A 13,622-nucleotide genomic window follows, 5' to 3' on the forward strand; every position below is an offset into this window, starting at 1 on the left:
GCACACCGGCGACGGGCCGGGTGCGATTGTTCGGTTTGGTTCATGTTCGGGGGTGAACGTCGGATGCCTGCTCCCGTGAAGGTTCCCCGGCCACCCGCGCCGGCCGTGTCCACGGGGCCGGACCTGCGCCGCCCGAACCCGCCGGCCGTGGTCCAGGCGCGGCGGGCGGCGGGCAACGCCGCGATGGCGGCGGCGCTGGGGGATCCGTCACGCGGTCCGATGCCGTGGGCGCGTGAGTCGCTGCTGGCGGGCCAGAACCTGGTCGGCAACCAGGCCGTGGCCCGCCGTGCGAGCGCGCCGAAGCCGCTCCCGGTACGCCCGGCCCGCGCGAAGAAGGCCGCCGCGCCTGACACCGAGCACCCGGCCGCGAAGGACACCTCCACGGCGGAGCGGCCGGACCGGAAGGCGGCGCGGGAGCAGGCCGGCCGGCGGTCGCCGGGAGCCGATCCGAAGTTCCAGGCCCTGAAGAAGGACGTCGGCGCGAAGAAACGCAGGATCGGTACCGGCCACCCGCCCGCGACCGCCGAAGCCGGGGCGGCGCAGGCCGCCGCCGTGCCGCCTGCCGACGATCGGGAGGCCCGGGGCAAGGCCGCGCACGCCGAGGACATGGACGCGGCCCGGCCGAAGGAGTTCGACAAGCAGGCGTTCATCGCCGCGGTGAAGAAGGCCGTGGCCGATCGCGCGCCGAAGAACCTGGACGAGGCGGACAAGTTCGGTAAGTCCGGCAAGGCCGACCAGATCACGCACGAGGTGCGGGGCAAGGTCGGCGAGGGCAAGGACGCCTCCGCCCGCGAGATCGCCGAGACCACGGCCCAGGTCCCGGCGCCTGCGCCGGACGCCAAACAGGTCGTCCCGCTGACGGCGGACCGGCCCCCGGCCCGTCCGCCCGCCCCGGACCCGGGCCAGGCCACCCCGGACCGGCTGCCGGCCTCGGCCACCGACCTGTCGGCGGGCCCCGCCCAGGTGGATCGGCAGATGGCGCAGGCCAAGGTCACCGAGCAGCAGTTGTCGTTCAGGAACTCCCGCGAGCCGTCCTTCGACAAGGCGGTGCGGGACAAGAAGTCGATGGAGGCGCATTCGGCGACCGCCCCCAGGAAACTGCGCGCCGGGGAGTCCCGGGAACTGGCCGAGGTGAAGAACACCGCCGCGGCCCGTGGGACGGCGGCGATGGCGGGCATGCACGGCGTACGCGTCTCCACCGGCAGGCAGGTCGGTACCGGCAAGCAGGGTGCCAAAGGCCGTGATGAGGACAAGCGGCGGCAGGTCACCGAAATCCTGCAGAAGGTGTTCGACGCGACCAAGGGCGATGTGGAGAAGATCCTCACCGGCCTGGATCGCAAGGTCGATGAGGAGTTCGCCGCCAAGGAGAAGCGGGCCAGGGAGCGTTTCACCGCCGATCACGAGGAGGGGATGCGGCGGTACAAGGACGCGCGGTACAGCGGGCTGAGCGGCAAGCTCCGCTGGGTGCGCGACCTGTTCGCGGGCCTGCCGGAGGAGGCGAACCGGATCTACGAGCGGGCCAAGGACACCTACCTGGCGGCGATGGACCAGATCATCACCGACATCGCGGGCACCGTGGAACGCGAACTCAAGCGCGCCAAGGACCGGATCGCCACCGGCCGCAAGGACCTTCAGGCGGCGGTGGACGGGCTCCCGGCCGACCTGAAGGCGATCGGCCGGGAGGCGGCCACCGAGTTCGCGGGCCGGTTCGACGAGCTGAAGGACACGGTCAACGACAAGGGCACCGAACTCGTCGACACCCTGGCCGCCAAGTACACCGACGCGGTCAGGTCGGTCGATGAGGAGATCGCGGCGGAGAAGGAGAAGAACAAGGGGCTGGTGGCCAAGGCGGCCGAGGCGATCGGCGGCGCGATCGAGACCGTCATCGAACTGGGCCGGATGCTGCTGGGCGTGCTGCGCAAGGCGGCCTCCGCCATCGGCATGATCTTGAAGGACCCGATCGGGTTCCTGGGGAACCTGGTCACCGGCGTGGGCGGCGGTCTGCGGCTGTTCGCCCGCAACGCGGGGCGGCACCTGCAACAGGGGGTGCTCACCTGGCTGCTCGGCACGGGGGCGGCGGCGGGGGTGCGACTGCCGCGTACGTTCGACGTGCTGGGCATCGTGACGATGATCGGCGGGATGCTCGGGATCTCCTGGCCGAACATCCGCGCCCGGCTGGCCCGCAAGGTCCCCGACCAGGCCATCGTCGCCGCCGAGACCGCCGTCCCGCTGGTGGCTCAGGTGAGACGGCGGGGCGTGGCCGGGATGTGGGACGACCTGAAGTCCTACGTCGGCGACCTGAAGAAACAACTGATCGACGATCTGGTGTCCTACCTGCTGCCGACGATCATCATCGCCGGGATCACCTGGATCGTGTCGCTGTTCAACCCCGCCTCGGCGTTCATCCGCGCCTGCAAGATGATCATCGACATCATCCGGTTCGTCGTGACCAACGCCCGCCAGATCATCGAGTTCGTCAACGCGGTCCTGGACGCGGTGATCGCCATCGCCCGCGGCGGCACCGGCGGCGTCCCCGCCCTGGTGGAACGAGCGCTGGCCCGCTCGATCCCGGTCCTGATCGGCGCGCTGGCGGCACTGCTGGGCATCGGCGGCATCGCGGGCAAGGTCCGGCAGATCTTCCAGAAGCTGTCCCGGCCGGTGAACCGGGCCATCGACCGGGTGATCGACAAGATCGCAGGCCTGGTCAAGAAACTCTGGGCCAAGATCAAGCCCAAGCCCCGCAAACCCGAGCGCCCGGACGCCCGCAGGCCCGGTCCGACCCGGCCCCGGCGTCCTGAGCGGCGTCCTGAGCGGCGTCCTGACCGGCGTCCTGACCGGCGGCGGGAGCCGTCGCGGCGGCCGGAGAAGGGCCCGCGCAGGCCCGAGCCCGCCCAGCCGCGGGACAAGGACCTGCAACACGTTCTCGACGCCGCGCTGCGCGACGCGCACGGCCTGGTACGCACCGGCATGCCGGTCGACGAGATCAGGCGGCGCATTCCAGCGGTCCAGCGGCGGCACCGGCTGACCGCGCTCTCGCTCGTCGTGGAACGGCTCCAGGGAGACCACCACGTCGTCCATTTCGTCGCCACCATCAACCCGTCGAAGGCGAGCCGGGCGGAGAACTCCCCGCTGAGCCGCAAGAAGGCGCAGGCCGAGTACGGAATCCTGGTCAAGAACAGCCGGAAGTTCCAGCGCTTCGCGGACCGGAACCAAGTGATCATCGATGTCCGGCCCACCAATCCCGACTCGGTGCGCCACCTCATCCGCGGCGCCTGGTACAAGCCCGTGGACATCAAGGCCAAGACGATCAACACGGCCGACACGTTCCTGAACATCGCGCCGGAGAAGAAGGGATTGGTCGGGTTCTTCGTCCATCCGGTGCCCGAACCGAAGGTGGCGAATCTCGCCGAGAAGGACGCCCAGACGGGCTGGAATCGATACCGTATGCGGGTCGACGAACGCGCCAAATACGGGCCGAAAATGCGGGCACTGGCCCGCAAGCCCCTGGGGCCCGGCAGATTCAATGTGATCGGACATGTCGTCCACGGCTATGACGAGTACAAACGCCCGCATCCCATCGCCGGCGACCACGACCTGTACGACATTCGCCGCCCGGACGGCAGCGAGATACCGCGCGACGAGTACGACCTCCTCATCGAGGACATGCGGCGAGGCAAGTTCGGCGTGATGCACGGCGCGGTCGCCCGCTGGGACCCGGAGCCGGAGGAGAGGGAGATGCGCGACAAGCTCGTGAGACAACACCAGCGCGGCGGCGATGAGGGCCTGGTGCGCTTCGCGCCCGGCCAGCCGATCAGGTTCGTCGTGGCGGAGACCCCGCCGTGGACCGACCCCAGGCCGTGGGTCCCGCCCGCGGGGAGGCCGGACCGATGACGACCGGCGATCCCCTCGCCGAACGGGTCCGGCTGATGGCCGAGAGCAACCGGATGCTCAAGCAGAAGTCGCCGGACATGAACCGGGTCCAGGAGGTCAACCGCCGCTACCGCGCGCTGCTGCCGGAGGTCACCGTCGCGCGCTGCCCCGACAGTGGCCAGGTGGTGCGCTGGCCGATCGACGTGTACGGCCTCGACGGCGCCTTCTGGGACTACGTGAGCCCCGTCCGCCGCCCGCCGCAGCCCCTGCCGCGCGGCTTTCTCGCCATGGCCGGGGCGATGCGGCTTGCCGAGCCGGTGGAGCACCCGCCGTTCGCCGTGGTCCCCGGCCCGGACGTGCCGTTCGTGCTGCCCCGGATCCTCGGCGGCCCGGGTGTGCGGGCGGTGATCGCCGAGGTGCCGGTGGGCGCGCACACCGGCTGGACGATCAGCTACTTCGGGCCCAGACCCGAGAACATCGAGCTGGTGAACCTCTGGGGATCCAACACCCACCCGGTGTACCGGGACGGCGTCAACAGCGGCTGGAGCTGGGTCGTGCCCGACACGGCCCATTACGACTTCGAGCTGACCGATTGGCTGCGCTCCGGCAAACTGCTGTGGCTGGCCCCCGGCGACGAGTCCGCCACCCTGCGCGAGGGCCCCGACGACTGCCCGTACGCCGGCCTGCCCGGCCGCCGCCGGATCACCCTCATCAGGAACGGCATGATCCAGCACCTGAAGGCATTCGCCGGCAACGGAGCCGGGTGACCGCGCCGCGTCAGCGGCCTGAGGTGCTTTCCTTCTTTGGGACGGCCATGGGGACCACGCGCATGGCGGCGCCTGCGACGGCGGCGTTGCCGACCTGGTCCTGGGCGGCGGCGAGGGTGGAGGCGAGGTGGGAGGGGGCGGTCTTGGAGTGGGAGTCCATGGCGGTCTTGGCGGCCTGGGCGTTGCCGATGACGGCGGGGACCAGGACGAGGGGCGTCTTGCCCTTGTCGGCCGCGGCGGCGGTGCGCAGCTCCTTCGCGGTGACCGGGGCGGCGGGCTGGTGTTGCGGCGGCGGGAGTTCAGGCATCGGTGGTCACCCCGGGGTCCCATTGTCGGCCAGTAATTCAGCATACGGGCCCAGCTCGGACGGGCGGAACAGCCGCGCCTCGCGCTGGAACTGCCGGGAGATGCCTTTCACCACATGACGCATTCCGATGGCCCCGCTTTCGTCGTCGGCCGCCGCCAGGGCCGCCGCGCGGGCGGCGGCGGTGATGCCCGCGCCGGTCATGTCCAGGCGGCAGAGGGCGTCCAGATCGACGTCTTCGGCCAGCGGGGCCTTCGCCGGGAACGCCTGCCGCCACAACGACCGCCGTTCCGGCACCCCCGGCCTCGGGAAATGCACCACGAACTGGAAGCGCCGGGTGAACGCCGGATCGATGTTCTCCTTCAGGTTGCTGGTCAGGATGATCAGCCCGTCGCTCGCCTCCAGGCGTTGCAGCAGGTAGCCGACCTCCAGGTTGGCATAGCGGTCGGTGCCCTGTTTGACCTCGCCGCGTTTGCCGAACAGCGCGTCGGCCTCGTCGAACAGCAGCACCGCATGGCTGTCCTCGGCCTGCTGGAAGACGATCTCCAGGTTCTTCTCCGTCTCCCCGACCCACTTGGAGACGAGCTGCGCCAGATTCACCTTCAGTAATTCCAGCCCCAGCATGCCCGTTATCACTTCGGCGGACATCGTCTTTCCTGTCCCCGGTTCGCCGGTGAAGAGCGCCTTTATCCCGCCGGTCGAGCGGCCCGCGAAACCCCAGGACTCGGCGATTTTCGGCCAGGCTCGAAAGGCCGAGACGATCTCCGCTATCTGGTGCAGTTGCGGGTCGGGGAGGACCAGGTCGCCGATGTCCCGGTCCGGGACGATCGACTGCACGGCGCTGCTGGTACGGCCCCGGGTCACCGTGGCGATGGCCGGTTCGACGTGATCGGCCGGCCGGGCCGGGCGGCCGTTGCCGGACAGGCGGGCGCCGACGTCGGCGACGGCGGCCACCGCGCGCAGTTCGCCGCCGGACAGGCGGTAGCGGGCGGCGAGGTCTTCCAGCGCGGGCCAGGCGAGGGCCGGGAACGCGGCCGACCACATCGCCACCCGCTCAGGGAAGCCGGGGGCCGGGATGGTCAGCTCGGCGTAGGCGCGGGCGGCCAGCAGCGCCGCCGGACGCCAGGGGGTCGTGCCGGTCAGGCACACCGGGACGCCCGATCGCAGCAGCGCCGGGTCGGCCTGGGCGGGAAGGTCGTCGGTCGGCAGCCATAGCACGGCGTCCAGGGCGGCGGCCATGCGCAGGTCGGCGGCGAGGTCCGTCGTGGTACGCCGCAACGGCCTGCCCGCCGCCTCCGCCAGCGCCTGCGCCACGTCGAGCTGGGCGTCCGGGCGGCACCCCCACAGGCCCACCAGGTCGATGTCCCCCGAGGCCAGGGCGCGGCCGAGCCTCGGCAGGCGTTCGTCCGACAGGTACGGGGCCACGACCTCCGGTTCCGGCCGCGGCACCTCGCCCGGGTCGTGGCCGATCAGCCCGATGTCCCCGCCCCAGCCCATCAGGAAGTCGAAGACCCCGGCCGCCAGCGTCAGTTCCTGGGCCTGCTCGGCGGGGGCCTCGCCGTACGCGCGTACCAGGCCGAACCTGCGCAGCCGCCCGGCCGGGCCCACCGCCCTGCGCAGCGCCAGGCGGGCGGACGGCGTCGGCCCGCACACCGTCACCAGCAGTTCGACGCAGGGGGTGCGGCGGTTCAGGTTGTCCACGATGTAGGCGTAGACGCGCTCGTAACCCGGGTCCAGCTCGGGGGCCGCGACCAGCAGCAGGGCGTCCTGTTCCGGGCGGGTCAGGCCGAAGCGGGCGGCCAGCGCGTCCAGCGGCAGGGTCACGCCCCTGGCGGCGGCCAGGCGGCGGAGCCGCTGTTCCTGATCCACTTCCGCATGGGGATCGGGCGGTGGCTCGGACATGGACGCGGCGAAGGCGTCCACCTGGTCGAGCAGTACGCCGACCTGCTCGTCCGTCACGCAGAACGGGGTCAGGTCGGGGCGGGTGAGCCGCGCCGCCGCCTCGGCCTGGCGGGCCACCGCCAGGCGCAGCGCCCGGTGTACGCCCGCGAGGCGTACGCGCAGGTGCTCGACGGCCGGTTCGGTCATGTCAGCCGCCCGAGAAGGTCAGGGTCCGGCCGCCCAGCCAGACCACGCCGGGCACGTCCGTCAGGGCCCCGCCGCGCCACAGGTCCGCGTGGCGGCGGCCGAGCGGAAGCTTCACGCTGACCGTGTCGCGGGAGTACCGGACCGTCGCGGAAAGGTCGGCGAACCTGGTCAGGGCCAGTACCGGATCGGGCGTCTCGCGCTCCCGCCAGAGCATCCACGCGAGCATCCCGAGGGCCAGCGACGCGGCCAGCCCCACACTGCGGTCCAGCGCGCGTTCCGGAGCGAGCGGCGCGGCGCGGCGGGCCTCGAACAGGGCCCGTGCCAGCTCCGCCGTACGCCCGGCGAGCACCGGGAACTCCGCGGCCAGGCGCGGCCCCACGCCGCCGGTCGTCCACAGCGGCGTACGCCACGGCAGGCGGGTCAGGGGGTCGGCGCGGACCGGGCGTACATCGGTGACGAACCGGACCCCGGCCGCCGCCAGTTCACGCAGGCATGCCGGAGGCAGCGGGCTGTCGCGGACGAGCACCGGCGGCCGGCCGCACGCCTGCCAGTGCGGGATCAGGCCCGCCGCTTCGGCCGCCCACGCGATCGGGAAGGTGCCCTGCCCGTCCACCAGCAACAGGCCGTCGTCCACGCCCGTCACCACCAGCGGGTCGGCGGGGTCGTGGCCCCGGCACAGCGACAGCGCGAGCACCCCGTTCAGCAGCGGCAGCGCGGGGGAGACGCGGCGGGCGAAGCCGGTCAGGTCCGGCGCCGACGCGAGTCCGGCGAACGCGGCGGCGGCCACCTGGGCCTCGCCGGTGCGCCGCCAGCCCCGTTCGGGGGCGTCCAGGACCTTGTAGGCCAGCGCCGCCGCGAACAGCGGCGCCTCCTCCAGCAGTTCGACACCGGCGAGCGCGGGGCCGATCGCGTCCAGGTAGCCGGTACGCGACAGCGGGCCGGCCAGCAGGAACGGAAGCGCCGAGCACACCGTGGTCTCCGCCGTACGCCAGGCCCCGACCCCTGGTGACGGTGGGTCGAAGGTCGTCCGGGGCAGGGGGCTGGTCGCCTCGGGGGCGGTGTCGTCGTCGTGGGTCACGGACGGCCTGCGGGCCAGTTCGGCGGCCAGCGCGCCGATCGGCTCCTCCGCCCTCGAATGAGCGGCGGAGGAGGCGGCGGCGGTGCGGAGCACCCGCAGGTACGTCCGCAGGGTCTCCTCCGGCAGCAACGCCAGCACCGCCGCCAGCTCACCGCGCTCGGCCAGCTCGCCGAACAGGTCGGCGGGCGTGGCCTCGACCTCCTCGGCCACAACGGGCGCGTGATCCGGTTCGGACGGCGCACCAGGCGGCCCGGTCTCCGGCGTGGTACCGGACAGCGGCCGGGGTACCGGCCCAGAATCCCTATCAAAACTGGCGAAACCCTGCTCGACGGCGGAAGCGGGGCCGGGCTCGATCGCGAAACCCGCTCCGGCCGTCAGGACGCTCCCGGCCCCGCCGGAGGGCAGGGCGGACAGCCGGACCGTCAGCCGTACCGGCTCGGTGATCTCCATGTCCGGCCCGTCGCCGGTCAGGTGCTCCTCGAAGTGCCCGGCCAGCAGGTCCGGCAGCGCCTCCAGCGCCCGCTGCACCAGCCCCCGCGGATCGGGCCCCCAGCTCCACCCCCCACGCCGCACGATCCGCACCACGCAGCGGTGGACGGTGATGCTCACGACTTGGTCACCGCTCGCAGGGCGGCCGTCCAGCCGGTGACCAGGGCCAGGACGCCGTAGGTACCCGAGGGCACGGACACCGGGAGGGTGACGGTGTCCCGGCCCGCCGGGATCCGGCCGGCCAGGACGTGGACGTCCGTGCCCTCGGCGACCAGCGCGAGCACGGGGGTGTCCTCGCTCACGCTGGTGGCCGTGAGCGTGATGACGAGACCGCTCGCCGTGAAACTCAGGTCCTGATCCGAGGTCCGCAGCCGTACCAGCGCGGGCCTCGGCCGTTGCCCCGGGACCTGCCGGACGCCGTAGCCCAGCGGCTCGGCGAACACCCGCGGCTCGTCGTCCGCCTCGTGGACCGCGAGGTCCCTGGCGGGCAGCGGGAGGGTGGCGATCTCCCCCACGCCGACCGGCACGCGCAGCGGCAGCGCCGCGCCCACCAGCGGTTCCGCGCCCGCCTCGACGTCCACCGGCGCGGCCCCGGTCGCCGCGACCGCGCCCACCACATGACCGGTGTCCGGCACGTACACCACCCGGAGGCTCATCCCGCGCCACCCCCATTCGCCGTCGGGACCGTCGCCAGTACGAGGAAGTCGACCGCGCCCGGACGTTCGGTGACCTCCCCGGGCTCGCCGATCGGGTCGTAGCCGCGCAGCCGGCAGCGCACCCGCCGGTCGGCGTCCACGCCCGCCTCGGCCGGGACGATGAACCCGGCCTCGGCAGGCGGGATGCGCGGCGTCACGTACACGTGCAGGGCCACCTGACCGGCGGCGACCTCCTCCGCCGACACCCCGGACGGCAGCGGCAGCAGCATGCCGTCCGTGGCCGTGCCGGACACGACCAGGACGCTGCCCGCCGAGATCCGTCCGGAGAAGCTGCCCTCGATGCTGAGGTTCCCGTTGGCCGCCACGGTCATCAGCGGGCTGACCGAGCCGTTGCCCTGGTACAGCCCGAAGACCAGGCTGGGCGGGTCCTCGCCGGACAGCACGAGCGCCGGCTCGCCCTCCCGCGCGGTGAGCCGGGAGCGCAGCGCCAGGGTGCCCGACCGCGCGGCCACCGTGTCCGCCCGCACCCCGGCGTACCGGGGGCGTACCCCGCGCGCGTCCGCCCGCGCGTCCGTGAAGTGCCCGTCCGTCCACTGGACGAACCCCAGCAGGACCAGCCAGCGCACCGGCGGATCGGCGGGCGCGGCCCCGGCGTCGGGGGGACTCTGGTCGGCGACCAGCCGTTCGTCCCCCAGCCGCCCGAAGAGGATCTGGTAGGTCTCCTCCACGCGGGTCGACTCGCCGCCGCCCGCGCACGACGCGGGTCCGGTGGCGGCCTGCGGCCGGTCCACCGCGGTCAGGAACACCGGATACGGCTCGGTGGTCCGTTCCGCGCCGTTGACCTCCGCGAAGCCGGCCTCCGACAGCACGACCGGCGCGTCGACCACGATCTCCCGGCCCGTCCCGTCGATGGCCAGTCCGGGCGACACGGTGACCTCGACGTACCGGGCGTCGGTCGCCGGGTCGGTGCGGCTGCCGGTGACCAGCGCCAGGCCCTCGGCGATGCCCCATTCGTGCAGGTGGCGGGCGTGCCGCGCGGCGCTCGCGCGGGCGTGCCCGACCGTCGCCGCCAGGTCGGCGGCGGCGAGCACCTGCCCCTCGTGAAAAGCGGGACGCAGCGGACCGGTCACGACGACTCACCCGACCGCGGCTTGCGCGTCGACGACGACCGGGTACGCCGCGGCTGAGTACCGCCCTCGGAGGACCCGCCCTCGGCGGACTCCAGCTCGGCGAGCCGGTCGCCGAGCCGTTCCGGCAGTTCCTCGCGCACCTGCGTGACCTGCTCCCTGGCCTCGTCCAACTGCGCGCGCAGCGCCGTCAGGCTCGCGGTCAGGTCGCCGACCTGGGCCCGCAGCGCGCCCAGTTCCTGGAGCCCGTCGGTGACCTCGCTCGGCACCGTGTAGATCCGCTCGTGCAGCGGCTTCGGCACGGTCTCGCCGGGCGCGGGGGTGACCAGCAGGTTCCACATGTCGTCCAGCGGGCCGCCGCGCGGCCAGTCGCCGAGCAGCCCGGCCACGTACGGCCGGCGCGCCGGGCCATCCGCCGGTACGTCGGGGCGGCGCGGGACCGGCACCGGCACGCAGCACACCTGCTGGGCCAGGTGGCGGAGCTGGTAGAGCTTGGGCAGCCACTCGCCGTACGCCGACCCGCCCGGCAGCACCTGCTCGCGCGTCGCCGCGCACACCCGGGTCACGTCGCAGTCGTCCAGCTCCAGGTGCGCGAGCAGGACGTCGGTGCCGGCGCAGTTCGAGCACGGCGGGTTCAGCGTCGAGCAGGCCGCGTCGGCGACGAACCGCCGCACGTACACCGTGAGCCGCCCGGCCGCGTCCGCGATGTGGTCCAGTTCGGCGATGGTCAGCCGCTGCGACGGGTCCGGTTCGGGCGTGGGCAGCGGCTGCGGGATCGCCGTCTTGCGGACGTCGTCGCGCAGCGCGCAGTCCCCGAGCCCGGGGGTGCGGTCCAGCCGGTTCAGCAGCCACTCGCGCAGCCGCACGATGTCGGTGCGGAACTCGGCCTGCAACACGTTGCTCACCGGAACGCCCTGCGCGAGCAGCCGCACCTCGATCGGCGCGTCGGGGTCGGGGGTCACCACGCGGGCGGCGGCCTCGGCGACCACGGCGACGGCCGCCGAGCGGTGCGCCCGGTCCGGCCACACCTGCTCGGGGTCGGTCGCGGCCAGCCGGTCGCAGGCCGTACCGAGCACGCCGCGAGCCGCCTGGACGTCGCCCAGCTCGTGCTCGCCGCGCAGCCGTTCCTGCCCGGCCGCGTCGTAGGTGTCGTACCGGGCCAGGGCACTGGCCAGCGCCCGCACGTGCTCGGTCATCTCCTGTGCCACCTGCGGCGAGGTCACCGGCCCCTCGCCGCTCTCGCTCAGCCAGGCGCGGCTGCGGGAGTAGCGGGCGGCGTCGTCGGCGGTGAACTCGATCGGCCGGGCCCCGGCCGCCCCGGCGGCGAACAGCGCGTCCACGTACAGCCCGAACCGCTGCCCGAGGACCCGCACCGGCTCGTACCGGTCGGGGTGGCCGACGGCCGCCAGCAGCCGGGTGACCGGGTTGTACCGGTGGTCCTCCGAGTCATCGCATTTCACAATGAACCGGAACCCCTCCTGGATCCGGGACGGCACGCACCCCGGAGCCGGGCACGGCTCCTCGGTCGCGTACGGCGCCACCGGATCGACCGGCGTCTCCTCGTACCGCACGTACAGGCCGTAGCGCCGCCGGTCGTCCTCGCACGCGTCGCCGCAGTCCACGCCCAGCGAGGACACCCGCAGCTCGCGTACCAGCGCCCGCACGTCCACCTTCTCCGCGCAGGACAGCACGATGTCGTTGCCCCGGGCGTCCAGGGCGTGCCCGGGGCGCACGACGACCGTCCCGCCGCCGCACGGGTCGCAGCTCACCTCCAGGCCGCACACCACGCCCGGCCCGAAAAGGGTCCGGTTGCGCAGCCGGGACTTGCCGGTCAGGTACTCGACCAGCAGGGACAGGTCGTCCTCGGTGAGCAGTTGCCCCGCGAAGAACCGCGGCCGGACGAACGCGGCGGGCCCGTCCGGCAGGCCGCCGCAGCCGCAGCCGCCACCGCAACCGCAGTTCTTGCTCATCGGCGCTCCTCGGACACGAAGAACCAGCTCTCGAACACGTCCCCGCCCGCGCCGCTGCCCGACGTCCACGGCCCGATCCCGGACGGCGGCAGCACGCACCCGTCACCGGTGTCCAGGTCGGCGTCGGTCTCCTCGGCGTCGGCGGTGGGCCCCGGCCAGGCGTCCGGGGTGCCGGAACGCGGGCGGATGAACGGCACCTTGCCGCCCACGTTGGTGCCGTCCACCGGGCGGCAGCACTGGTCCAGGATGAACGCCGTGCGCACCGTGACCAGCACCCGGTCCCCGTCCTGTAACGTCTCGCGGGTGGTCTGCCGGTACCGGAACCGCCGGGTGTACTCCCCGCCGTCCGGTTCCTCGAAGGTCCCGCCCATGTACCAGGTGTCCGCGCTGCGGCCCGCGCCGCCCTCGATCACCTGGATCTCCACGACGCCGGGCTTGAGCGTGTCCACCCGCACGTCGTCGGAGAACCGCACGACCAGCCCGCCGGTCTGCTTCTGCGTGCCGAGCAGTTCCTTGACCTCGCTGACGGTGTAGGTGTGGCCGTGCCGCCAGTTCACGCCGGTGATCACGGTCGGCACCCGCCTGCCGAACGGCCTGCGGACGTTCTGGTGGATCTGCCGCGCGCGCACCGGCCGGTGCCGGTTCACGTCGTCGATCCTGGCCAGCCACAGGACCTTGTGGTCGCAGCGGGAGCAGCAGGTCTCGCAGCGCTCGTCCTTGGGCGGCTCGCGGGTGGTGACCCGCACGACGTAGCTCTCCTCGGTGTAGCCGAACTCGCAGTCGGAGGTGTCGGCGCAACTGGAGTTGAAGACGGTCCGGGTCGGCTCGACGGCCCGCTCGGCGTACTCGACGCCGATCCACACCGGCCTGCCCTCGGACCGCTCCTCCTCCGGCAGCGCCTCCCACAGGTCCACCGCGCAGCTTCCCGGCACGACCACCTCGTGGCCGTCGCAGTCCACGCCCAGCCCGGACGTCAGGCGCACCTTCGCCCTGCGCGGCCCGCCCGCCACCTCTTCGGTCTCCGCCGCCTCGGTGGGGGCGTCGTGCGCCGGAACCGGCTCCACGTACAGCCCGCACACCACGCCGTAGCCGAGCAGGCAGCGCATCCGCAGCTTCAGCTTCTCGCGGAAGTACTCCTGCTCGCGCTGGAAGTCGCGGGCGGTGAGCGTCTGGCCGTGGAAGTACCGCAGCCGGCGGAACGGGGACTCCTCGAAGTCCCCGCGCTCCGGGGGCTGCTCGGCGGGCCGTGTCGATATCTCGGTCATCTGTTCCG

Annotated in this window: 9 protein-coding genes; 2 read left to right on the plus strand and 7 right to left on the minus strand. The window is 73.1% G+C overall.

Annotation, left to right across the window (positions count from 1 at the left end):
• Window positions 1-63: 63 nt before the first annotated feature.
• A complete protein-coding gene (locus tag DP939_RS37960) occupies window positions 64-3,891 on the plus strand; it encodes a phage tail protein (RefSeq protein WP_147268302.1) in 3,828 nt (1,275 codons plus the stop codon).
• Window positions 3,888-4,637, plus strand: a complete 750-nt coding sequence (locus DP939_RS37965; RefSeq protein WP_147268303.1) for a hypothetical protein — start codon at window positions 3,888-3,890, stop codon at window positions 4,635-4,637. The genes DP939_RS37960 and DP939_RS37965 overlap by 4 nt, the downstream gene beginning before the upstream one ends.
• A 10-nt stretch (window positions 4,638-4,647) precedes the next feature.
• Here DP939_RS37965 and DP939_RS37970 read toward each other — a convergent pair whose 3' ends face one another.
• The 7 genes from DP939_RS37970 to DP939_RS37995 are packed head-to-tail and all read right to left on the minus strand — an operon-like array spanning window position 4,648 to window position 13,614.
• Window positions 4,648-4,944, minus strand: a complete 297-nt coding sequence (locus DP939_RS37970) for a hypothetical protein (protein ID WP_113985680.1) — start codon at window positions 4,942-4,944, stop codon at window positions 4,648-4,650.
• 6 nt (window positions 4,945-4,950) lie between these two features.
• Entirely contained in the window at window positions 4,951-7,029 is a 2,079-nt protein-coding gene (locus DP939_RS37975; RefSeq protein ID WP_113985681.1) for an ATP-binding protein, read from the minus strand.
• 1 nt (window position 7,030) lies between these two features.
• The gene (locus tag DP939_RS37980) at window positions 7,031-8,716 is read right to left on the minus strand and encodes a hypothetical protein (protein ID WP_199565677.1); all 1,686 of its coding nucleotides are present in this window, start codon (window positions 8,714-8,716) and stop codon (window positions 7,031-7,033) included.
• Window positions 8,713-9,252 (minus strand): hypothetical protein, encoded by a 540-nt coding sequence (locus DP939_RS47300; RefSeq protein WP_199565678.1) that lies wholly within the window; start codon window positions 9,250-9,252, stop codon window positions 8,713-8,715. The genes DP939_RS37980 and DP939_RS47300 overlap by 4 nt, the downstream gene beginning before the upstream one ends.
• Window positions 9,249-10,382: a hypothetical protein gene (locus DP939_RS37985; protein ID WP_113985682.1), complete on the minus strand. Its 1,134-nt coding sequence runs from the start codon at window positions 10,380-10,382 to the stop codon at window positions 9,249-9,251. The genes DP939_RS47300 and DP939_RS37985 overlap by 4 nt, the downstream gene beginning before the upstream one ends.
• Entirely contained in the window at window positions 10,379-12,349 is a 1,971-nt protein-coding gene (locus tag DP939_RS37990; protein ID WP_113985683.1) for a coiled-coil domain-containing protein, read from the minus strand. The genes DP939_RS37985 and DP939_RS37990 overlap by 4 nt, the downstream gene beginning before the upstream one ends.
• Window positions 12,346-13,614, minus strand: a complete 1,269-nt coding sequence (locus tag DP939_RS37995; RefSeq protein WP_199565679.1) for a hypothetical protein — start codon at window positions 13,612-13,614, stop codon at window positions 12,346-12,348. Before DP939_RS37995 ends, DP939_RS37990 begins: the two co-directional genes overlap by 4 nt.
• Window positions 13,615-13,622: the final 8 nt, after the last annotated feature.

It is taken from the genome of Spongiactinospora rosea, from assembly GCF_003315795.1.
Lineage (GTDB): Bacteria > Actinomycetota > Actinomycetes > Streptosporangiales > Streptosporangiaceae > Spongiactinospora > Spongiactinospora rosea.

Excerpts from the sequence above, each read along its gene's own strand:
- DP939_RS37990 (WP_113985683.1), bottom strand. The coding sequence starts at position 12,349 with ATGAGCAAGAACTGCGGTTGCGGTGGCGGCTGCGGCTGCGGCGGCCTG.
- DP939_RS47300 (WP_199565678.1), bottom strand. The coding sequence starts at position 9,252 with ATGAGCCTCCGGGTGGTGTACGTGCCGGACACCGGTCATGTGGTGGGC.
- DP939_RS37960 (WP_147268302.1), top strand. The coding sequence starts at position 64 with ATGCCTGCTCCCGTGAAGGTTCCCCGGCCACCCGCGCCGGCCGTGTCC.
- DP939_RS37995 (WP_199565679.1), bottom strand. The coding sequence starts at position 13,614 with ATGACCGAGATATCGACACGGCCCGCCGAGCAGCCCCCGGAGCGCGGG.
- DP939_RS37975 (WP_113985681.1), bottom strand. The coding sequence starts at position 7,029 with ATGACCGAACCGGCCGTCGAGCACCTGCGCGTACGCCTCGCGGGCGTA.
- DP939_RS37970 (WP_113985680.1), bottom strand. The coding sequence starts at position 4,944 with ATGCCTGAACTCCCGCCGCCGCAACACCAGCCCGCCGCCCCGGTCACC.
- DP939_RS37965 (WP_147268303.1), top strand. The coding sequence starts at position 3,888 with ATGACGACCGGCGATCCCCTCGCCGAACGGGTCCGGCTGATGGCCGAG.